Origin of the sequence: Microbacterium protaetiae, from assembly GCF_004135285.1 — a bacterium.
GTDB classification, from domain to species: Bacteria; Actinomycetota; Actinomycetes; order Actinomycetales; family Microbacteriaceae; genus Microbacterium; species Microbacterium protaetiae.
In genome coordinates this window covers 2284235-2304718 of record NZ_CP035494.1, presented here as the reverse complement: position 1 = coordinate 2304718, position 20484 = coordinate 2284235, and the positions used below count along the sequence as shown (strand labels likewise).

Here is a 20484-nt window from a genome sequence, read left to right as displayed (position 1 = left end):
GCAAACGCCGCCCGATAGAGTCGAAATGGTCTGCGCACTGCTGACGCAGTTGCCCGCGGCAGCCTGACCAGCCTCGAACGGCTCTAGGCTGAGGCCATGGGCACGGTGGACATCAACGCGGTTGCCGAGCACGCACGCGCGTACGGCTTCGCGTATCTGATCACGATCACGAAGCATCAGCGGGTGCACACCTCGGTGGTGCATCCGGAGTTCACCGATCACGCTGTGACGATCCCAGGCGCAAGCGACCGCGCCCGCACGAACGCGGGAGCACATCCTGACGTCAGTCTCGTCTGGCCGCCGCCCAATGCGACCGGGTACTCGCTGATCGTCGACGGCACCGCCGACGGGCAGGATGCCGCGGCCCTGCGCATTGCGCCGAGCCGGGCGATTCTGCACCGGCCGGCGACCGAGCCGACCGCGCCCGGTGCCGGTGACGGCTGCGTGCAGGACTGCATCGAGTTGTGATGGATCGCCGCGGGTGCCCAGGCGATGGCTCGCGCGCGCGTCAGTCGGGGATGAGTCGCACCGTCGGGAAGTACGTCGCGTAGCGCCCCCGATCTCGCGTGGTCGTCTCGCCCCAGCCGCGGCATCCCGCCCCAGCCGGTAGAGTCGTGACCGTCTGCGTACCCGGCGCAGCACCGACCGGAGGAGTGCCGTGCCCCGCAGACTCATCGCCGGGGGCGTGCTGGCCCTGCTGTGGCTTGCGTGCGGACTGGGAGCGTATTTCCTGCAGCTGCCGGGTGGCTCGATCGCGACGCTGGCGCGGCTGATCCCCTCACCCATGCGTGGCGACTTCTTCGGACTGCCGACCGGCTGGGCGATCATCGTGCACGCGCTCGCGGTGGTGCTGATCGTGGCCGCGTACGCGGTGATCTCGTCGTGGTTCGGGTCGCGGGCGACGTTCGCCGCGGGCTGGCTCGCTGCGCTGCTCACCGGGTTCGTCGTCGGTGGGGTGCTCGACCTCGGCGACTTCGTCGCGTGGGTGGGCGACTTCGGCATCCGCGGCGCTCTGGGAACGATGGGCGCCGCGCCGCTCACGGTGTTCTGGGCGCTCGTGGTGGGCTGGATTCCGGCGCTGCTCGTGCGCGGGCAGCGCTCCCGTGCTCGCGGCTGGGCGATCACGGTGACCGTGATCGCCGTCGCAGCCGCGATCGCGCTGCCCCTGGCCGCGCAGGGCGCGCACGCCGCGCAGCAGGCCCAGCTGCGCGAAGACCGCGCCGCCGCCGAAGCCGAGGCCCAGGCCAACGCCGACCCCGATGGCGCCGCACCACGCGACCCGAACGCGCAGGGAGAACCGGTGCCGACGGTCGCACCGACGGCGGCTGCGGCATCCCCCACCGCCTGCACGGCCGAGAACGCCACGATCATGGCCCCCGCGCCGGATGCCGCCACCGGGCACCGGCTGGTGTCGCTGCAGTTGGTCAACATCTCTGACGAGCCGTGCACGCTCGACGGATACCCCGACGTCGCCTTCGGCGACCAGAATGACCATGTGCTGGATGTCGCGCTCGAGCACGGCTCGTCGTTCATGGCGACCGATCCCGGCCCCGCGGCGATCGAGCTCAGCCCGGGCGCATCCGCGCGCGCGGGCATCGCCTGGGATGCGAACTCGGTGCAGGGGCAGCTCGCCGCCCGGCAGCTGTGGGTCGCACCGTTCGCCGGCACGGCGCGCTCTCGGTGGGACGTGTCGCTGGACATCGTCCCGGGGGCGACTGTCAGCGTCACGGCCTGGGAAGCGGTGTCCGTCGCCGGGTGACCAGAGCGGCCGACGCGGTGCGAGCCGAGGCAGCGGCATCCGCTCCCCGCGCCCCGCGCCGCGCCCGCACCCGCGCCGCGCTCCGCGCCCGCGCCCCGCGCCCCGCGCTCCGCGCGCCGCACCCGCGCTCCGCGCGCCGCACCCGCGAGACAAGGGAATCGCGGCGAAACCCAGGGCTACACCCCCGGTCTCGAGGTGATTGCCTTGTTTCGGCGGTCACGCACGGATACGCGACGGGGCTCGGCTCAGTTGCTCAGCCCGCTGTAGGCGTGCAGCCCCTTGAAGAAGACGTTGACGATCGCGAAGTTGAACAGCACCGCGGCGAAGCCGATGATCGACAGCCATGCCGACCGGGTGCCGCGCCAGCCGCGCGTCGCGCGCGCGTGGATGTATCCGGCATAGAGCACCCAGATGATGAAGGTCCATACTTCCTTGGTGTCAAAGCCCCAGAACCGGCCCCACGCGTCGTTGGCCCAGATGGATCCCGCGATGAGCGTGAACGTCCAGAAGATGAAGCCGACGATAGCGAAGCGGTAGGCCAGCGACTCGAGCGCCTCTGACGACGGCAGGGTCCGCAAGAACCCCCAGGTCTTGACGGGCTTGTCGCCCGCGGCGATCATCTTGTGCTCGCGCCGCGTCTGCAACAGCTGCAGCAGCGACAATCCGAACGTCAGGGCGAAGAAGGCCGTTGCGAGGGATGCCACGAACACGTGGATCACGAGCCAGGGCGACTTCAGCGGGTCAGACAAGGGCGAGACAGCCACATAGAACGACAGCGCCGACCCACCCAACAGAATCACGGCCAGCCCGGTGATGAGCGTACCCAAGAACCGCAGGTCATAACGGAACAGCACCCCGAGGTACACCGCCACCATGAGCATCACACCGGTGAGGGCGAACTCATACATGTTGGCCCACGGCACACGACCCGCGGCGATGCCGCGCGTGACGTCGCCGCCCACCTGGAAGAGGAAGCCCAGCCAGGTCAGCGACGTGCCGATGCGCGCGAAGACAGGGCGCACGCGCTGGGACGCAGGCACCGCCAGCGGCGAGCGCGAGGAATCGATCGAACGGTTCGCGGCGCCGGTGGGTCGTTTCGGGTCGCCGGGGCGTTTCGACTCGCTTCGCTCGCTCAACGACCGGGAGCTTTCTTCGCTCAACGACCGGGAGCTTCGCTCGCTCAACGACCGGGAGGAGGCCGCGGCGCCGACCAGTTCGCGTTCGCGAACCGTGGCGTCTTTCGCGTCGAGCGACTGCGCCGAGCGGCGCGCCAGATCGATCGTGTAGAAGATGAACGCGACGGCGTAGATCGCGACGGCGGTCCAGACCAGCAGCAAAGAGATCTGATCGAGCGAGGGCATGGGTCCAGCTTACGCGCGGTCGCCGGGCTCGGCCGGGGCGGCCGGGTCCGCCGGGCTTGAGTCGCCGGGCTCGGCCGGGGCGGCCGGGTCCGCAGTGCTTGAGTCGCCGGGCTCGGCCGGCTCGGCGGGGTCCGTGGAGTGCACAGGCTCGGCTGCCGCACGCCCGGCGCCCGTGCCGTCGCTTTCCAGCGCTTCGCCGTGCTTGGCGGCAAGCGCCTCGACGGCCGAACCCAGCGTCGGGTCCTCACCGCGCGCGAGCCCGGCATACTCGAGCGTGACCACCGAACCCGACGGCGTGGCCTTCACCCACATGCGCCGGCGCGGCACGAAGAGAGCGAGCATGAGGCTGAGCACCGCGAGCACCGCGAAGCTGAGCACCCACGGGCCGGCGACATCCCGATGGATCGACAGCGACACGAACCGCTTCACTGACTGCGTGGCATCCGTCGCACCCACCGGTGACTGGTCGTCGAAGGTGATAGTTCCCAGGCCATTGGGCAGATCGGCGGTCTGGCCCGGCTGCAACTCGATGGAATCCACTCCGGTCTGCCCGCCGGTCAGCTGGGTCATACCGGTCGTGTCGAGGGCATACACCGAGCGCGGGATGCCGTTGTTGATGCCCAGGTCGCCGGAGTAGACGTTCAGCGACAGCACCGGGTTCAGCAGCGCCGGGTATCCCGAGGTGAACGCCCCCAGATCGTTCTTCACCTGCGTCGGGTAGAAGAACGCGAGCATGCCGAGCTGCTCGCTCAGCCCATCGGGCACCTTGATGATGCCCAGCGAGGTGAGGTTGTTGTCCTGCGGCAGGAACGCGATGCTGTCGTGGAACACGACATCGCCGGCGGCGTTCTTCACCGTGACGGTGGGCGCATATCCGTTGCCGAGCAGGTACACCCGGTCGCCGCCGATGGTCAGCGGATGGTTCACGCGGATCTGCGCGTCGGTGGCCTTCTGGCCCGGCAGCTGCGTGGTCAGATGCGCGATGAAGTCGCCGGCCTGCCCCTGCGATCCCGAGCCGATCGGCTGGTAGCTCACGTCGAACTTGTCGAGCTTCAGCGTGTAGGGCAGCAGAGCGTCGGGGTCGACGAAACGTCCGGGGTTGAACGAGGAGTAGTCGGTGCCCACCGAGTTGACGAACGTCGTGCCCTGCACGATGACGCGCTGTCCGGTGTAGGCGAACCCGCCGCCGATGCCGACGGCCAGCAGCACCCCCAGCAGGGCGATGTGGAACAGCAGGTTCCCCGTCTCGCGCAGGTAGCCGCGTTCGGCCGAGATGCTGAACGCCCCGCGAGCGTCGTACCGCTCGACGCGATACCCGCCGGCCTTGAGCTGCTTCGCGGCGATGTCGATGGCGTGGGATGCCGCGGCCGCGGCATCCGTTCCGGGAGCCAACTCGACAAGCGACTCGCGGTGATCGCCGAGACGGCCCAGCCGAGCCGGGGTGCGCGGCGGGCGCGAGCGCAACGCCTTGAGATGGTGCTTTACGCGCGGGATCACACAGCCGATCAGCGAGATGAACAGCAGGATGTAGATCGCTGAGAACCATGCCGAGCTGTACACGTCGAACAGCTGCATCTTGTCGAGGACGGGTGCGAGCGTCGGGTTGTCGGTGAAGTAGTTCGTGACGCCGTTCGGGTCGGCGCTGCGCTGCGGCACAATCGAGCCGGGCACCGCCGCGATGGCCAGCAGCAGCAGCAGCACCAGCGCCGTGCGCATGCTGGTCAGCTGGCGCCACGCCCACCGGATCCAGCCGATGGGGCCGAGCTTGGGCGAGGTGATCTCTTCGGCGCCGTCGACGTGATCCGACGGCCGCAGCGGATCGGACGAGTCGACGACGGATTCAGAGCGCGGGCGTGACACCGGCGATCACCCCCTGCAGGTGCGACATGAGAACTCCCCAGAGCCCCGTCACCATGAGGATGCCGAGGACGATGAGCAGGGCGCCGCCGACGATGTTGACGGCGCGGACGTGGCGGCGCAGAAACGCGACCGACCGGGTCGCCCAGCCGAAGCCGAGGGCGATGAGCAGAAACGGGATGCCGAGACCCAGCGAGTATGCCAGGCCGAGCACGGCACCCCGCCCGGCCGAGGCCCCGTCAAGCGACATCCCGAGGATCACCGCGAGGGTGGGGCCGATGCACGGCGCCCAGCCCACGCCCATCGCCAGGCCCAGAAGCGGGGCGCCGACAAGGCCCAGGTTGCCGCGCACCTGCGGCTTGAACGTGCGCTGCGCGAAGCCGAACAGCCCGATGAACACCAGGCCGAGCAGGATGATCACCACACCCATCACGCGGGTGATGGCGTCTTTGTAGTGCAGGAAGAACAGGCCCACCGAGCCGCTGAAGATGTTGACGGCCATGAAGACGACCGTGAACCCGAGGATGAACAGCAGCACGCCCAGCACCAGCCGCCCGCGGGCGGGGGCGGCATCCTGCGGCACCCGACGTGGGGCGACCGCTCCCCCGATGAATCCGAGATATCCCGGCACGAGGGGCAGGACGCACGGGGAGACGAACGACACGAGCCCGGCCAGGATCGCGATCGGGACCGCGACCCACAGCGCACCCCCGGCGACGAGCTCGGTCACGACGTGGAGCCCAGTGCGGTCTTGATCAACGACTCGAGAATCGAGGCGTCGGGAATCGCCCCCACGATGCGGGCCGTGGGCCGGCCGTCTTTGTCAAGGATCACCGTCGACGGGGTGGCGCCCAGCGGCACGACGCCGACGAACGCGCTGGTGACCGACTTGGTGTCGGCGTCGATCACGCTCGGATACGTGATGCCGAACTCCTTGGCGAAGCTGCGCGCAGTGGCCGCCTGGTCGTAGGTGTTCACGCCGAGAAAAGCGACGTCTTGGTCGGCGAAGGCGGCGTCGGCTTGCTTCAGCACCGGCGCCTCGGTGCGGCACGGGGCGCAGTTCGCCCACCAGAAGTTCACGACCGTCACGGTGCCCGCGTACGTCGTGCTCGACACGTCGCTGCCGTCGTCCAGGGTGCCCTCGAACGAGATCGCCGGAGGCTGATCGCCCGGTTTGTACTCGTGCACCGCGAAATCGGCGGCGATGTAGCCCTTGCCGTCGCCGCTGCGGTATTGCTGGGCCAGATCGTCGCCCGCGCCGGTGCAGGCCGTCAGGCCGGCGACCAGCAGCAGGGCCGCGGTCAGGGATGCCGCGACCTTGTTCCGTCGGCGCATCACACGGCCCCCACATCGATCGAGCCGGCAACGCTGGCCGGTTCGGCGTATGCGACCTCGACCCAGCTGTCGCCGGTGCGTTCGAAGCTCGTGACGCTCGACAGCGCGCACCGGCGCTTGCGCGGGTCGTGACGCGTCGGCAGCCCCGCGATGGCCAGGTGGGTGACCCAGATGGGCAGCTGGTGCGAGACGATGACGGCGTCTCCGGAGTCTGTGCGAGCCCAGGCATCCCGCATCGCCGCGTCCATGCGCGCGACGACCTCGGCGTAGGGCTCGCCCCAGCTGGGGATCGACGGGCGGCGCAGGTGGTGCCAGTTCAGCGGGTTGACGACGGCGCGCGACATGCGCTTGCCCTCGAACACGTTCGTGGGCTCGATGACGCGCTCGTCGATGACGGGGTCGATGCCGAACAGGGCGGTGAACGGCTCGGCGGATTCTTGTGTGCGCTGCAGCGGCGAGCAGGTGAGCGACCCGACGGGACGCTCAAGGCTGTGGACATACTCGGCGGCTTCGCGGGCCATCTGCCGGCCCGCGGTGCTCAGAGCGAAATTCGGAAGTCGCCCGTACAGCACGCGGCGGGGGTTGTGGACTTCCCCATGGCGCACGAGATGAAGGCGATCGGCGGGCACCGTTCCAGTGTACGGTCCACGCGGTTCAGAGGGTGCTGAGAGCCGCGTTGCCCGCGCCGCTCGCCGAGTTGTCCCCGCGTTGCGCGAGTTGTCCCCCGGTTGCGCGACCTGTCCCCGCGTTGCGCCACCTGTCCCCGCGTCAGGACTCCACTGTGCGCGCGAGCAGCTCGACCAGCAGCCGCTCGACGACCTGATGCGGCAGCGCTTCGACGAGCGCGAGGAACGGCGCCATCTGCGCGGGCAGTCCACCCTCTCCGCCGAGACCGATGCCGGCCAGCAGCACGCCCGCGGCATCGGCGTCGAGTCGCTCGGGCAGCTGCGCGGGCAGCGCGCCCAGCACCTGAGCGGCATCCACCGGCGGCACGCCTCGCACCGCATCCGCCGCGGCGACGAGCGCCGCCACGAGCGCCTCGGCGTCGGTGACCGGCGTGACGGTGAGGTGCGTCGTCGGCGGCAGGTGGATGCCGTCGGCCTGAGTGAGCCCCGGCTGCTGCTGCAGCATCCATCCGGCCGCACGAGCGGCGTCGGCCCAGTGGTGCGGATCGACGCGCCGCTCGGGTGCCGCCTGCTCATCGGTGGCGACCGCCAGCAGCGGCCCGGTCGGCCGCCCAACCACACGCAGCCCCTCGATGCCGGCGATGGCCGCCGTCAGCGCCTGCGTCGTGGCGGAGGTCGTGCGCGCGAGGGATGCGAAACCCTCAGCGCCGAGCGCTTTGATGATCGCCCAGGCCGCCGCGAGCGCGCCCGCCGATTTCGAACCGAGCAGCGTCGGGTTCACCACCGGGTAGCCCGGCCAGTCGGTGGTCGCGAAGTACTGCGCCCTCTGCCGGTCGCGAGTGGAATGCAGCAGCACGCTGACACCCTTGGGCGCGTATCCGTACTTGTGCAGATCGGCCGACAGGCTCGTCACTCCGGGCACGCGCAGATCCCACGCAGGCAGATCTTGGGGCCAGAACGGCAGGATCCATCCGCCGATGCACGCATCGACGTGGCACGAGATCCCGGATGCCGCACAGGCAGCGGCGACATCAGCGATGGGATCCATCGCGGCGAACGGGTACGACGGCGCCGACACGACGACCAGCGCCACGTCATCGCCGAGCCGGTCGATCAGTTGCGCGGCCTCGACTGTGCCGGTTGCAGGATCAACGGGTACGCCGTCGAAGCGCAGGTCGAACAGCTCGGCCGCCTTGCGGAACGCGGCGTGCGCGGTCGTCGGTGCGACGATGCGCCCGACGCCGGCGCCGCCCGCCGCGCGCCACAGGTCGCTCGCCGTCTTGACCGCCAGCAGGCACGATTCGGTGCCACCGCTGGTGACGGTGCCGGCTTCGCCGCCCAGGATGTCACGGGCGAACGCGAGCACGTCGCGCTCGAGGGCCGCGACCGACGTGAAAGTGGTGGGGTCGAGCCCGTTCACCGCCTGCATGCGCCGCGCCGCGTCGGCGGCGAGCGCATCGAGCTGCGGCATCCCAGAGTCGTATACGTAGGAAAGCACCCGCCCGCCGTGCGTGGGCGCGTCGGCCGCGCGCAGTGTGTCGAGTTCGGCCAGGATCGCTGCGTCGTCGAAGGTCACGCGGCCAGCCTATGCGCGGGCGCGCGATGCGTGCCGCGGGGATGTGGGCGCTTCCCCTTCAGTCGTCACGTATGGCCCCCGTTTCGCGGATCATGGGGCCACATGCGACGACGCAACACCCGAGGAGCGCCAGCCCCAACGCCGCGCCTTCAGTCGTCACATATGGCCCCCGTTTCGCGGATCAAGGGGCCATATGCGACGACTCAACCACGGGGGCGCATCTTCAGTCGTCACGTATGGCCCCCGATCGCGCGCGCAAGGGGCCACATGCGACGACTCAACACCCGAGGAGCGCCAGCCCCGAGGCCACGCCTTCAGTCGTCACGTATGGCCCCCATTTCGCGGATCAAGGGGCCACATGCGACGACTCAACCACGGGGGCGCATCTTCAGTCGTCACGTATGGCGCCCGCGCGCAAGGGGCCATATGCGACGACTCAACCACGGGGCCGCATCTTCAGTCGTCACGTATGGCCCCCGATCGCGCGCGCAAGGGGCCATTTGCGACGACCGAACACCCCTGCGGGATGCCGCGGCGCGCGCGTAGGGTCGGCAGCGCGACATCCGCAGCCGAAAGAGGAGGAATCATGACGGTGACCCAGATCATGGCGAACCTGCACGTCGACGACCTCGACGGGGCTCGCCGGTTCTATATCGACGCGCTCGGTATGACCGAGGAGCCTCTCGGCCACACCTGGGTGACACGATTCGTCGACACATCGACCGGGGCGGCGGTGCAGGTGCAGATCCACGACGCCACGGCCCCCGAGGACTCGGTCGCGACCGTCAAGGTCGACGACGTCGAGGCTGCCCACGCCGCGATGCGTGCGGCGGGGCACGAGATCGTGCATCCGCTGGTCACCGAGACCTGGGGTGTGCGGCGCTTCTTTGTGCGCGCGCCCGGCGGCGTGCTCAACATCGCCCAGCGACACGAAAACGCCTAGCCGCGGCATTTCCCCAGAACATGAGGAGGCCGGATGCCGCACGGCGACGCCCGCACGAGCAGCCGGATGCCGCACGGCGACGCCCGCACGAGCAGCCGGATGCCGCACGGCGACGCCCGCACGAGCAGCCGGATGCCGCACGGCGACGCCCGCACGAGCAGCCGTATGCCGCAGGGCGGCGCCCGCGCGGGCAGCGGCATCCCGCCACGTAGACTTGACTTTTGTGACAGAACGCATCCTCGTGAACCAGCTCGCCGCCCGCACCGACGGCCCCGTCTCCGTGTCGGGATGGGTGGAGACCGTCCGCGATCAGAAGAAGGTGCAGTTCGTCATCCTGCGTGATGAGACCGGCGCGGTGCAGCTCGTGAATCCCGCGACGCGCCCCGACCCGGAAAAGACGGATCAGGATGCCGCGGCCCTGGCCCTCACCGACACGATCTCGAATCTCGCCCACGGCACGTTCCTGACCGTGACCGGCGATCTCAAGCACGACGAGCGCGTCAAGCTCGGCGGCATCGAGGTGAAGCTCACCTCGCTCGAGGTGGCCGCCGCCGCCCTGCCCGAGACGCCGATCGCCGCCGACAGCAGCATGGACAAGCGCATGGACTGGCGCTTCATCGACCTGCGCCAGCGCCGCAACAACCTCATCTTCCGCGTCTCGACCACCCTCGAGCACGCCATGCGGCAGTACTGGATCGACCACGACTACATCGAGATCCACTCGCCGAAGCTCATGTCGAGCCCGTCGGAGTCGAACGCCGAGCTTTTCAGCCTCGACTATTTCGAAGACAAGACCGCCTACCTCGCCCAAAGCCCCCAGCACTACAAGCAGATGGCGCAGGCCGCCGGCTTCGGCAAGGTGTTCGAGATCGGCGACGTCTACCGCGCCGACCCGAGCTTCACGAGCCGGCACGCGACCGAGTTCACGAGCGTGGACGCCGAGATCAGCTGGATCGACTCGCATGAGGAAGTCGCCACCATGCAGGAAGAGCTGCTGGCCGCGGCGATCCAGGCGGTGAAGGAGAAACACGGCGACGAGATCAAGGAGCTGTTCGACATCGATGTCGTGGTGCCGGCGCTTCCTTTCCCACGCATCCCTCTGGCCGAAGCCCGCGAGATCGTCAAGTCCCGCGGCTACGACAACCCCCGCGAAGACGGCGACCTCGACCCCGAGAGCGAGCGCCAGGTCTCGGCGCACGTGGCAGAGCACTTCGGCCACGAGTTCGTGTTCGTGACTGACTACCACGCCGGGATCCGGCCGTTCTACCACATGGTCGACGAGGCCACCGGCCTGACCCGCAGCTACGACCTGCTGTTCAAGGGTGTGGAGATCACGACCGGCGCGCAGCGCGAGCACCGCATCGAGGTGCTCGAGAAGCAGGCGCTCGAGAAGGGTCTGAAGCTGGAGGGGCTTGAGCACTACCTCGACTTCTTCCGCTACGGTGTGCCGCCGCACGGCGGATTCGGCATGGGCCTGGCCCGTGTGCTGATGCTGCTGCTGGGCGAGGCGTCGATCCGCGAGGTGACGTTCCTGTTCCGCGGTCCGACCCGGCTCGCGCCGTAACCCCGGTCGCACGAGGCACTTCCGCCCCCCGACGCGGCTACAGCTCGAAGTCGACCGCGACGCGGTCGGCGACCACGCTGCGCACGTATGCGACCACCTTCTGGTGCTCCGGGTGCACGGCGTAGGCATCGAGCGCTGCCTTGTCGGCGAAGTCGGCGACCAGGGCGACGTCCCAGTTGCCCTTGACCATGTTCGCACCGGCGGTCAGAGCGCCGATCGTGGGAACCACCCCGACCAGGGCGTTCAGCCGGGTGGCGATCTCCTGCGCCTGCGCGGCGCGGGTCGCGGCATCCGGCGCCGCCATCTTCCACGCCACGACGTGCCGCAGCGTCATCGCTTGACCGCCGCGGCATCCAGCAGCGCATCGCGCAGCCTGTCGGCCCCGACTCGCCAGTGCGCGTGCAGCTGCCCGTCGATGAGCACCACCGGGATCTTCTCCCACCACAGCTCATAGAGTGCGGGGTCGTCGGCGATGGATGCCTCGACCACGTCGACATTCGACGCGACGCGGTCGGGCAGGTCGGCCAGGACATGGTCGACGACGCCGTGCGCGACGTCGCAGAGATGGCAGTCGGGCTTGCCGATGAGGGTGAGCGTGGTCACCCTTTCATCCTACGGGCGGCTCGTCACCGCGGCTCAGCGCTCGACTGGGAAGCCCTGCTCGACCCACTCCGCGGTGCCGCCAGCGACATCGGTGACGTCGTACCCCGCGGCATCGAGCTTGCGTGCGACCGACGCCGAACGCCCGCCGAGCTCGCAGATCACGTGGAACGGCTCGGTCGGAAACTCGTCGACCCGGTCGCGCCATGTCGAGAACGGGATGTTCACGGCGCCGGGTACGTGCCCGGCGTCGAACTCGTGCGTCTCGCGCACATCGATGAGCGGCACACCCGTGCTCTCGTGCAGCTGCTGGACGGTGATCGTCTTCATTCCCTCTCCCTGTGCGTACACGAAGCGCCCGTCCCGCAGGACAGGCGCTCGGTGTCTGAGCCGCTACTTCTTGTTGCGGCGCTGGTGGCGAGTCTTGCGAAGCAGCTTGCGGTGCTTCTTCTTCGCCATGCGCTTGCGGCGCTTCTTGATGACAGAACCCACGGAAAACCTCACTACGTCAGGGGTCTGGACGCAGGGTCACCCGCGCCCGGGAACGGGCAGATGGAAAAATGCCTCGTCCTAGTCTAGCCGACGTCGGCGATGGGACGATGCAGGGCGTCGGCGACGGCCGATTCGGGCACCCGATAGCTGCGTCCGAACCGCACGGCGGGCAGCTCGCCGGCATGCACGAGCCGGTACACGGTCATCTTCGAGACACGCATGATCTCGGCGACCTCGGCGACCGTCAAGAATCGCACATCGGGAAGTTCGGCCATGTCCTCATTCACCTTTCCCCAGCAAACGGCTGTTCGATCCCCAGATCACGGCAGCCCCACACTGCTGTGCACACTCTATGGTGTCGCAGCGACCTGTGTAAACCCATGGGACGGGTGTGACGGATGCTGGGTGTTCACGCCCCACGCTTGGCGAGGCGCCCGCGCGCATAGAAAACCCATATCCGGCACAGGGCACGGCCTGACCGCACGCTTGCCGTCCGTGGATGACGATGCCGTCTGCTGGGGGCATGGACGAGACAGCGGCCGACCCGGCGACCCCCAGCGCCGCCCCACGGCGACGGATGCCCCGCACCGCGAAGCGGCTGATCGGCGCCTTCGCGCTCGTTCTGACCCTCGCCGGCGGCGGGGGCGCCTGGTGGGCGGCGAATCGGTTTCTCATCCCCCATGTCGAGATCTCCGATGTCGCCGCCTACCAGGCACAGCAGGGCGCGCAGAGCGCCGCCGACACATCTGACACGGTCGACGGCACGGTCAACGGCACCAGCTTCACCTCCGACGACGCTGCCGTGACCATTTCCACGCACACCTCCGGCTCGGGGGCTGACACCCTCACGTACTACGTGGCCGACGTAACGCTGACCGATGCGACCGCGCTGCGCAGTGCGTTCGCCGACAACCAGTTCGGCGAGAACATCACCGCCCGCGTCTCGGAGATCGCCGAGGCCAACGACGCGGTGTTCGCCATCAACGGCGACTACTACGGGTTCCGCTCCGACGGCATCGAGATCCGCAACGGCGTCGTCTTCCGCGACGAGGGCGCTCGTGAAGGACTCGCGTTCTCCACCGACGGCACCGTGAAGGTGTACGACGAGACCGGCACCACGGCCGACGAGCTCGTCGCCGACGGCGTGTGGAACACCATGAGCTTCGGACCGGCGATCGTCGAAGACGGCTCGACCGTCGACGGCATCGACGACGTCGAGGTCGACACCAACTTCGGCAATCACTCGATCCAGGGTGATCAGCCGCGCACCGCCGTCGGCGTGATCGACGCGAACCATCTCGTGTTCGTCGTCGTTGACGGGCGCGACACCGGCTACAGCCGGGGCGCGAGCCTGGAAGAGCTGGCCGGGATCATGGAGGGCCTCGGCGCGCAGACCGCATACAACCTCGACGGCGGCGGGTCGAGCGAGATGTGGTTCGACGGCGAGGTCGTCAATCGCCCCTCCAACGGCGGCGAGCGCGCCACCAGCGACATCTTCTACATCGCCGGGTGATCGGCATGAGCGTCGTCCTGATCCCCGCGTACGAACCCGACGAGCGCCTCGTCGCCCTGGTGAGGGAACTGCGCGGGATGCCGGTGGTCGTCGTCGACGACGGGTCGGGGCCCGCCTACCGCAGCGTGTTCGCCGCGGTCGCGGCATCCGGCGCCCTCGTGCTCGCGCACGATCGCAACCGCGGCAAGGGCGCCGCGCTGCGCACCGGCTTCGCACACATCGCGCGGAGCATGCCCGACAGCTGCGTCGTGACCGCCGACGCCGATGGCCAGCACACGCCGGCCGACATCGCCCGGGTGGCCGCCCGTATCGCGCCGAGCCGCATCGTGCTCGGGGTGCGCGCGTTCACCGGCCGGGTGCCCACGCGCAGTCGCATCGGCAACGGTGTGAGCCGCATCGCATTCCGCCTCGCGTCGGGCCGGACCGTCGCCGACACCCAGACCGGTCTGCGCGGTGTGGCCGCCGACGCTCTGGGGTGGTTGCAGAGCGTGCGCGGAGACAGGTTCGAGTACGAATTCCGAGTGCTGCTGCAGGCCGGCGCGGCCGGCTTCGACCTCGTGGAACAGCCGATCGCGACGATCTACACCGACAACAACGCATCGAGCCACTTCCGCCCGGTGCGCGACTCCCTGCGCGTCTACGCGCCGGTCGTGCGGTTCGCGGCGTCTGCCCTGTCGGCCTTCGTCATCGACACGCTGGCGCTGCTCGTGCTGCACGCGATGACCGGTTCACTGCTCTTCTCGGTGGTGGCGGCCCGGGTGCTCAGCTCGACCGTGAACTTCGCCGTCAACCGCCGGCTGGTCTTCCACCGCGGGCGCGACGTCGCCCTGCGCGCCGCAGCGATGCGCTACTTCTCGCTCGCGCTGCTGCTACTGGCCGCGAATTACGGCACGATCAGCGCGCTGTCCGAACTCGGACTGCCGCTGCTGGCCGCGAAGGTCATCACCGAGGCGACGCTGTTCCTGGTCAGCTACGGCGTTCAGCGGGCTGTCGTGTTCGCTCCCGCATCCGGTCCCGCGCCACCGCGAGCAGCCGATCCAGCCGCTGTGCATGCGGGGCCGGCTGTCGGTCCCGGGCATAGGTGATCGCTGCGGCCGCAGCCGCCACGAGGGCGGCGCGGTCGTCGATGAGCCGCTCGAGCGTGGCGGCCAGGCCCGCGGCATCCACCCCCGCCGTGCCGATCGCGGCGGCACCGAACTCTTCGGCGAGCACGGGGTCGACCACAACGGCGGGCCGGCCACGGCTGAAGGCCTCGAGCGCGATCATCGGCTGGTTGTCGAAGCCCAGCGACGAGATGAGCACGGCGTCGGATGCCGCGACCAGGGCGCCGACCCGCTCACCGGCCACCCGCCCGTGGAAGGTCACGTCGGTCTGCGGCGGGTGCGTGCCCCCGCACACATGCAGATGGACGCGACCGGGCCCGCGGCGTGCGGTGATGATCCGGAGCGCCCCGAGCGCGACATCCAGCCGCTTCTCGGGCGCGAAGCGGGCCGCCCACACCAGGGTGAGCGGCCCTTCGGCCCGAGCCGGCGCGGGATGCAGCGGCTCGGCGATGTTCGAGAGTTCGCGCACCGCCTTCACCCCGACGGTGTGCAGCGCCCGGGCCTGATGTGCAGAGGGCGAGAGCACGACATCGGCGCGCGTGGCCACAGTGAGGGTCATGGACCGCAGCGCGTTGTTGATGGGGGTGCTGCCGGTGTAGCGGGGCGAGGGCCAGCGGCCGGTGATGTGGTGGTATTCCCAGCGCGCCAGCGGCACGAGCACGTCGAGGGCCCGGGAGGCCTGCCAGAAGAAGGTGTGTACGGTGTGCAGCACCGGCCGATCCTGCGCGGTGCCGATATCAAGTGCGGCGACCGCGAGGGTGAACTCGGAGTGCACGAGAAGCGCTCGCACGTCGTGGGCAGCCGCGAGCCGGGCGATCTCGACCCGCAGACGGCGCCGCGATGCCAAGACCGGCAGCCCCACGCCGGGCACCGTGAATGCGACCCGCACCGGCACGGGCACGATGCCCGGCACCTCGGCCAGCACATCGGCGTCGGGTGCGACCACCACGACGGCCCAGCCCTGCTCGGCCAGCCCCCGCGCCTGTCGCAGGAAAGCCGTCTGAGCGCCGCCGAGATAGCGCAGCGAATAGTCGCACAGGAGCATGATCGCCCGCTGCGCGGTATCGCCCGTTTTCACCGCCCGGGCAGCTTCTTCAGCGCGTTCTCCCACGCGTGCTTGGCGGATGCCGCGGCGCGGCCGACCGCTTCGGCGGCGTGCACAGCCGGCTCGGGAAGCGGTGCACCGGCATCGTCAGCGGCCTCGTCGAGGAATGGCACTATCCACGCGTCGACCTCGTCGAGCGGCGCGGCCAACAGCCGGTAGTAGCGATGCTGCCCCTCCTCGCGAACGGCCACCAGCTCGGCTTCGCGCAGGACCTTCAAGTGCTTCGAGACGGTGGGTTGGCTCACACCCAACTCGGCGACGATCTGCGAAACGCTGGTGCCGGCACTGCCTGCGGCGGAGCGATCCAGCAGCAGGCGCAGGATGTCGCGACGGGTGCCGTCTGCGATCACGTCGAAGATGTCCGCCATGCCCTTAGGTTAGCGGGGCGTCTGGCTGAGTACCATGACACAGGTGTCCACGCGTTCCGATTCCGCCGCACGCCGGTCGTCGTTCCGGCGTCGGCTGCGGGCTGCACCCCGCCGGGCCTGGGATACCCTGCGCGATGCGACCACGGCGTCGCCGGCGCGGTTCGCGGTGGGCGTGTACATCATTCTCATCTCGATCTTCACGCTGCTGCTCTCGCTACCGGCCGCGACCACAACGGGCCAGCGCACGCCGTTCGCCGACGCGCTTTTCACCGCCATCTCGTCGGTGTGCGTCACCGGACTGTCGACGGTCGACATGGCCGCGCACTGGTCGGCGTTCGGGCACGTCGTCATCTACATCGGCGTGAACGTCGGCGCCCTGGGCGTGCTGACGCTGGCATCGATCCTGGGCTTGGTGATCTCGAAGCGGCTGGGCTTGCGCGCGAAGCTGATAGCGGCGAGCGACTCGAACCCGCTGCGCGCGCACGGCGGACCCGTCAACGAGGGACAGACCGTGCGGCTGGGCGATGTCGGCTCACTGCTGGCGACGGTCGCGCTCTCGACCCTGGCGATCGAGCTCGTGCTGGCGGTGCTCATGTACCCATCGCTGGTGGTCGGCGGAATCAGCCCGCTGCGCGCTCTCTGGGAGGCGCCCTACTACGCGGCGATGTCGTTCACGAACACCGGCTTCTCCCCCAACCCCGGCGGGCTCACCCCGTTTCAGCACGACTACTTCTTTCTCACCGTGATGATGGCCGGTGTCTTCCTCGGCTCGATCGGATTCCCCGTCATCTTCACCGTGCTGCGTCAACGCTGGCACGTGCGCCGCTGGTCGCTGCACGCGAAGCTGACCGTGATCACCACGGTGCTGCTGTTCATCGTCGGAGCGCTGATCTTCTTGCTGCTCGAGTTCGACAACCCGAAGACATTCGGCGGCCGCGACGCCTGGGACACCGTCTATCAGTCGTTCTTCCTCTCGGCGATGACGCGCTCGGGTGGATTCTCGGTGGTGGATGTCAGCAGCCTGCACGGTTCGTCGCTCATCGTCGGGTCGATGCTCATGTTCGTGGGCGGCGGCTCGGCATCGACCGCCGGCGGCATCAAGGTGACCACCCTCGCCGTGCTCGCCCTCGCCGTCTGGTCAGAGGCGAAGGGTCGCCCCTCGGTGCAGGCGTTCGGCCGCCGCATCCCGAGCGACGTGCAGCGCGTGGCGCTGTCGGTCGTGGCCTGGGGTGCGACGCTGGTGGCGGTCTCGACGATCACCATCGCCCAGTTCACGAAGGCGCCGGTGGCCGACGTGCTCTTCGACGTGATCTCGGCCTTCGCCACCGTCGGGCTGTCGTCGGGGCTGACCGATTCTCTGCACGATCCGGGCAAGTATGTGCTGGCGGCGACCATGCTCTTCGGCCGCGTTGGTACAGTGACCCTTGCCGCGGCCGTCGCCGCGACAAGTCGCAAGCAGTTGTATTCGCTTCCCGTGGAAAGGCCGATCGTTGGTTGAGCAGATCCGAGGCGATGCGCCGGTCCTGGTGATCGGGCTGGGCCGGTTCGGCGCCGCATGCGCCGGCGAACTCGACCGACTCGACCGCGACGTGCTCGCCATCGACATGAACCTCGACCTCGTGCAGAAGTGGTCGGAGCGGGTCACCCACGCCGTACAGGCCGACGCCCGCAACCTCGACGCGCTCAAGCAGATCGGCGCGCAGGACTTTCAGGTCGCGGTCGTGGCCACCGGGTCGTCGATCGAGTCGTCGGTGCTGATCACTGCGAACCTCGTCGACCTGAAGGTGCCGCAGATCTGGGCGAAGGCCGTGTCGCAGTCGCACGGCAAGATCCTGGCCCGGGTCGGTGCTAACCACGTCATTTATCCCGAACGCGAGGCCGGCGAGCGCGTCGCGCACCTGGTCAGCGGCCGCATGCTCGATTTCATCCGCTTCGACGACGACTTCGTGCTGGCCAAGATGTACCCACCCAAGTACATTCGCGGCATCGGCCTGAACCAGTCGGGTGTGCGCACGAAGTTCAACGTCACAGTCGTCGGCGTGAAGAGCCCAGGCCGGCCGTTCCGCTATGCCGAGGCCGACACCGTGGTCACCAACCACGACCTCATCATCGTGTCGGGCACGAACTCCGACATCGAGCGCTTCGCCTCGCTCGAGCGCTGATCAGCGGCGCCGCGGCTCGTGATCGTAGTGCGGTTCGGGTGAGGTGGGAAACCCGGCCCGCGCCTGCCCGGGCACCGGCCGCGAACGCCGGCCGTAGATGAGCTCTGACGAGTCAAGCAGCCACGGCACGAGGGTGATGGTCACCCCGTGCACGAGCATGAGCTGCTGCGCCATGCGGCGGGCGCGCCGGTTGTGCAGAATCCGCTCCCACCAATGCCCCACGATGTACTGCGGCAGGTAGACCGTGACCACGCTTGAGCCGTGCTCTTCGCGGTACTTCTTGATGAACTCGATCACGGGCCCCGCATAGCTGCGGAACGGCGACTCGATGGTGATCAGCGGCACCGGCATCCTGTGCTGCTGCCACGCCTTACGCAGCGCCGCCGACTCATCCTTCGTCACCGCCACATGCAGGGCGAGGGTCTTCTCGTGCCGGGCCGCCAGGGCGTAGTCGAGCGCCTTGACGACGGGCTTCTGCAGCCGGTTCACCAGGATGAGGGCGACATCGCCGGCCGAGCCGAAATGCACCGTGTCGTCCATGCGGGTCTCGTGGTCGACGTCGCGGTAGTAGCGGTAGACGCCCATCATGAGCGTGGACAGAATCGGGATGGCCAAGAACACCAGCCAAGCGCCGTGCGTGAACTTGGTGATGGTCACGATCACCAGCACCGCGGAGGTGATGGTCGCGCCCAGGGAGTTGATGGCCAGGCCCCGCTTGAAGCTCTGCCGCTGCCGCTGCGCCGACTGCTGCGCCCGCGCGTCGTCGGGAAGCGACCGGATACGGCGCAGACCACGGATCCAATGCCGGATCATGCCGATCTGCCCCAGCGAGAACGACACGAACACCCCGATGATGTACAGCTGGATGAGGTTCGACAGGTTCGCCTCGTAGACGAGCAGAACGACGATGGCGGCGACGCCGAGCACGATCATGCCGTTGGAGTAGACGAGTCGATCGCCGCGGGTGTTCAGCGCTTTGGGGGCGTACCCGTCGCGGGCCAGCACCGCCCCCAGCAGCGGAAAGCCGTTGAACGCCGTGTTGGCGGCCAGCAGCAGCACGCACGCGGTGGCCGCCTGCACGATGAAGAACGGGATGGATGCCGCCCCGAACGTGGCGGCTGCCAGCTGCGCCATGAGGCTCGGCTGCGGCGTGTGACAGTCGAACCCCTGCAGATCGCAGGGATCCTGCGCATACTGCACGCGCGAGATGAGGGCGAGAGCGACGAGTCCCGCGAACATCAGAGTGGCGATGCCCCCGAGCATGACGAGCGTCGCGCGTGCGTTGCGGATCTTCGGCCGGCGGAAGGCCTGCACGCCGTTGGCCACCGCCTCGACGCCGGTCAAGGCCGAGCATCCACTCGAGAACGCGCGCAGCAGCAGCAGGATCACCGCTGCCTGCGAGATGCTCTGCGCGTGCACGACGTAGTGGGCGCTGGCGGCCACGGGTGCCGCGCCCACGGCGGTGCGCAGCAGCCCCGTGACGACCATGACCCCCACCGACCCGACGAACACATAGGTGGGGATCGCGAAAGCGCGTGAGGCCTCGCGCACCCCGCGCAGGTTCACGACCACGATCAGGGCGACGCAGCCCACCGCCAGCTCCACCCGCCAGGGGTTCAGTGCCGGTACGGCCGAGATGATGTTGTCCACGCCCGATGCGGTCGAGACGGCGACGGTGAGAATGTAGTCGACCAGCAGGGCGGATGCCACGATCACCCCGGGCACTTCGCCCAGGTTCGTGCGCGCCACTTCGTAGTCGCCGCCGCCCGAAGGGTATGCACGGATCAGCTGCCGGTACGACAGCACCACGACCACGAGCAGCAGCACGACCGCGGCGGCGACCCAGGGTGCGAAGGCCAAGAATGCCAGCCCGCCGGCCAGCAGGATCATCAGCATCTCCTGCGGCGCATAGGCGACCGAGCTCAGTGCATCGGAGGCGAAGATCGGCAGCGCCATGCGCTTGGGGAGCAGGTGCTCATCCGCATTCTCCGACGCCAGCGGGTCGCCGAGGAGGATGCGTTTCACGATCGGCGACTCAGGCGTGCCGTCGCGATTCTCGCTTGTCACGAGCGGCGACATTACGCCCGAAAACCCCCGGGTGCAATCCGGCGGGGCACGCG

The 20484-nt window shown here is 69.0% G+C and carries 23 protein-coding genes; 9 read left to right on the top strand and 14 right to left on the bottom strand.

Going from position 1 to position 20484, the window contains the following annotated elements; translation table 11 throughout:
• The first annotated feature begins 96 nt into the window (after positions 1–96).
• Both ET475_RS10700 and ET475_RS10695 read left to right on the top strand, forming a co-directional pair.
• A complete protein-coding gene (locus ET475_RS10700) occupies positions 97–468 on the top strand; it encodes a pyridoxamine 5'-phosphate oxidase family protein (RefSeq protein ID WP_129389746.1) in 372 nt (123 codons plus the stop codon).
• Between the two features lie 190 nt (positions 469–658).
• Positions 659–1759, top strand: coding sequence for a DUF4232 domain-containing protein (locus tag ET475_RS10695; protein ID WP_129389743.1), 1101 nt, complete (start codon positions 659–661; stop codon positions 1757–1759).
• Between the two features lie 245 nt (positions 1760–2004).
• On the opposite strand, the gene ccsB is transcribed toward ET475_RS10695, so the two are convergent.
• From ccsB to ET475_RS10665, 6 genes are all read right to left on the bottom strand, one after another.
• The gene (gene ccsB / locus ET475_RS10690; RefSeq protein ID WP_129389740.1) at positions 2005–3120 is read right to left on the bottom strand and encodes a c-type cytochrome biogenesis protein CcsB; all 1116 of its coding nucleotides are present in this window, start codon (positions 3118–3120) and stop codon (positions 2005–2007) included.
• A 9-nt stretch (positions 3121–3129) separates the two neighbouring features.
• On the bottom strand, positions 3130–4980 hold the full coding sequence (resB, locus tag ET475_RS10685) for a cytochrome c biogenesis protein ResB (RefSeq protein WP_129389737.1): 1851 nt from the start codon (positions 4978–4980) through the stop codon (positions 3130–3132).
• Positions 4961–5707: a cytochrome c biogenesis CcdA family protein gene (locus ET475_RS10680; RefSeq protein ID WP_129389734.1), complete on the bottom strand. Its 747-nt coding sequence runs from the start codon at positions 5705–5707 to the stop codon at positions 4961–4963. Before ET475_RS10680 ends, resB begins: the two co-directional genes overlap by 20 nt.
• Positions 5704–6312: a TlpA family protein disulfide reductase gene (locus ET475_RS10675; RefSeq protein ID WP_129389730.1), complete on the bottom strand. Its 609-nt coding sequence runs from the start codon at positions 6310–6312 to the stop codon at positions 5704–5706. The genes ET475_RS10680 and ET475_RS10675 overlap by 4 nt, the downstream gene beginning before the upstream one ends.
• Positions 6312–6941, bottom strand: a complete 630-nt coding sequence (locus ET475_RS10670) for a histidine phosphatase family protein (RefSeq protein WP_129389727.1) — start codon at positions 6939–6941, stop codon at positions 6312–6314. Before ET475_RS10670 ends, ET475_RS10675 begins: the two co-directional genes overlap by 1 nt.
• A 139-nt stretch (positions 6942–7080) precedes the next feature.
• Positions 7081–8514, bottom strand: a complete 1434-nt coding sequence (locus ET475_RS10665) for a pyridoxal phosphate-dependent decarboxylase family protein (protein ID WP_129389724.1) — start codon at positions 8512–8514, stop codon at positions 7081–7083.
• Positions 8515–9100: 586 nt separating this feature from the next.
• Here ET475_RS10665 and ET475_RS10660 point away from each other — a divergent pair.
• From ET475_RS10660 to aspS, 3 genes are read left to right on the top strand one after another with little or no spacing between them, the layout of a single operon-like run.
• Positions 9101–9457 carry a VOC family protein gene (locus ET475_RS10660; protein ID WP_129389721.1) on the top strand — a complete coding sequence of 119 codons (357 nt, stop codon included), beginning with the start codon at positions 9101–9103 and terminating at the stop codon, positions 9455–9457.
• 20 nt (positions 9458–9477) lie between these two features.
• Complete coding sequence (locus tag ET475_RS10655; protein ID WP_129389718.1) at positions 9478–9669, top strand: hypothetical protein; 192 nt, start codon at positions 9478–9480, stop codon at positions 9667–9669.
• An 11-nt stretch (positions 9670–9680) separates the two neighbouring features.
• Entirely contained in the window at positions 9681–11021 is a 1341-nt protein-coding gene (aspS, locus tag ET475_RS10650; protein WP_129389715.1) for an aspartate--tRNA(Asn) ligase, read from the top strand.
• A gap of 37 nt (positions 11022–11058) precedes the next feature.
• Here aspS and ET475_RS10645 read toward each other — a convergent pair whose 3' ends face one another.
• The 5 genes from ET475_RS10645 to ET475_RS10625 form a co-directional block, all read right to left on the bottom strand.
• Entirely contained in the window at positions 11059–11355 is a 297-nt protein-coding gene (locus ET475_RS10645; protein WP_129389712.1) for a Dabb family protein, read from the bottom strand.
• Entirely contained in the window at positions 11352–11624 is a 273-nt protein-coding gene (locus ET475_RS10640) for a glutaredoxin family protein (RefSeq protein WP_129389709.1), read from the bottom strand. Before ET475_RS10640 ends, ET475_RS10645 begins: the two co-directional genes overlap by 4 nt.
• A 33-nt stretch (positions 11625–11657) precedes the next feature.
• A complete protein-coding gene (locus ET475_RS10635) occupies positions 11658–11951 on the bottom strand; it encodes a rhodanese-like domain-containing protein (protein WP_129389706.1) in 294 nt (97 codons plus the stop codon).
• A gap of 63 nt (positions 11952–12014) precedes the next feature.
• Positions 12015–12113: a 30S ribosomal protein bS22 gene (locus tag ET475_RS10630; protein WP_003792170.1), complete on the bottom strand. Its 99-nt coding sequence runs from the start codon at positions 12111–12113 to the stop codon at positions 12015–12017.
• 83 nt (positions 12114–12196) lie between these two features.
• Positions 12197–12388: a helix-turn-helix domain-containing protein gene (locus tag ET475_RS10625; protein ID WP_129389703.1), complete on the bottom strand. Its 192-nt coding sequence runs from the start codon at positions 12386–12388 to the stop codon at positions 12197–12199.
• Between the two features lie 248 nt (positions 12389–12636).
• Between ET475_RS10625 and ET475_RS10620 the strand changes: the two genes are divergently transcribed.
• Both ET475_RS10620 and ET475_RS10615 read left to right on the top strand, forming a co-directional pair.
• On the top strand, positions 12637–13626 hold the full coding sequence (locus ET475_RS10620) for a phosphodiester glycosidase family protein (protein WP_422879911.1): 990 nt from the start codon (positions 12637–12639) through the stop codon (positions 13624–13626).
• Between the two features lie 5 nt (positions 13627–13631).
• Positions 13632–14711, top strand: coding sequence for a bifunctional glycosyltransferase family 2/GtrA family protein (locus tag ET475_RS10615; RefSeq protein ID WP_129389700.1), 1080 nt, complete (start codon positions 13632–13634; stop codon positions 14709–14711).
• On the opposite strand, the gene ET475_RS10610 is transcribed toward ET475_RS10615, so the two are convergent.
• Both ET475_RS10610 and ET475_RS10605 read right to left on the bottom strand, forming a co-directional pair.
• Positions 14593–15807 carry a glycosyltransferase family 4 protein gene (locus tag ET475_RS10610; protein WP_129389697.1) on the bottom strand — a complete coding sequence of 405 codons (1215 nt, stop codon included), beginning with the start codon at positions 15805–15807 and terminating at the stop codon, positions 14593–14595. The genes ET475_RS10615 and ET475_RS10610 overlap by 119 nt on opposite strands.
• Complete coding sequence (locus ET475_RS10605) at positions 15804–16202, bottom strand: ArsR/SmtB family transcription factor (RefSeq protein ID WP_129389694.1); 399 nt, start codon at positions 16200–16202, stop codon at positions 15804–15806. Before ET475_RS10605 ends, ET475_RS10610 begins: the two co-directional genes overlap by 4 nt.
• 94 nt (positions 16203–16296) lie before the next feature.
• On the opposite strand from ET475_RS10605, the gene ET475_RS10600 reads away from it, so the two are divergent.
• Together ET475_RS10600 and ET475_RS10595 are read left to right on the top strand one after the other, a co-directional pair.
• Positions 16297–17700, top strand: coding sequence for a TrkH family potassium uptake protein (locus tag ET475_RS10600; RefSeq protein ID WP_242497847.1), 1404 nt, complete (start codon positions 16297–16299; stop codon positions 17698–17700).
• Positions 17693–18364, top strand: a complete 672-nt coding sequence (locus ET475_RS10595) for a potassium channel family protein (protein WP_129389688.1) — start codon at positions 17693–17695, stop codon at positions 18362–18364. The genes ET475_RS10600 and ET475_RS10595 overlap by 8 nt, the downstream gene beginning before the upstream one ends.
• Here the strand turns inward: ET475_RS10595 and ET475_RS10590 are convergent, their stop codons facing one another.
• On the bottom strand, positions 18365–20443 hold the full coding sequence (locus ET475_RS10590) for an APC family permease (protein ID WP_129389684.1): 2079 nt from the start codon (positions 20441–20443) through the stop codon (positions 18365–18367).
• Positions 20444–20484 lie beyond the last annotated feature (41 nt).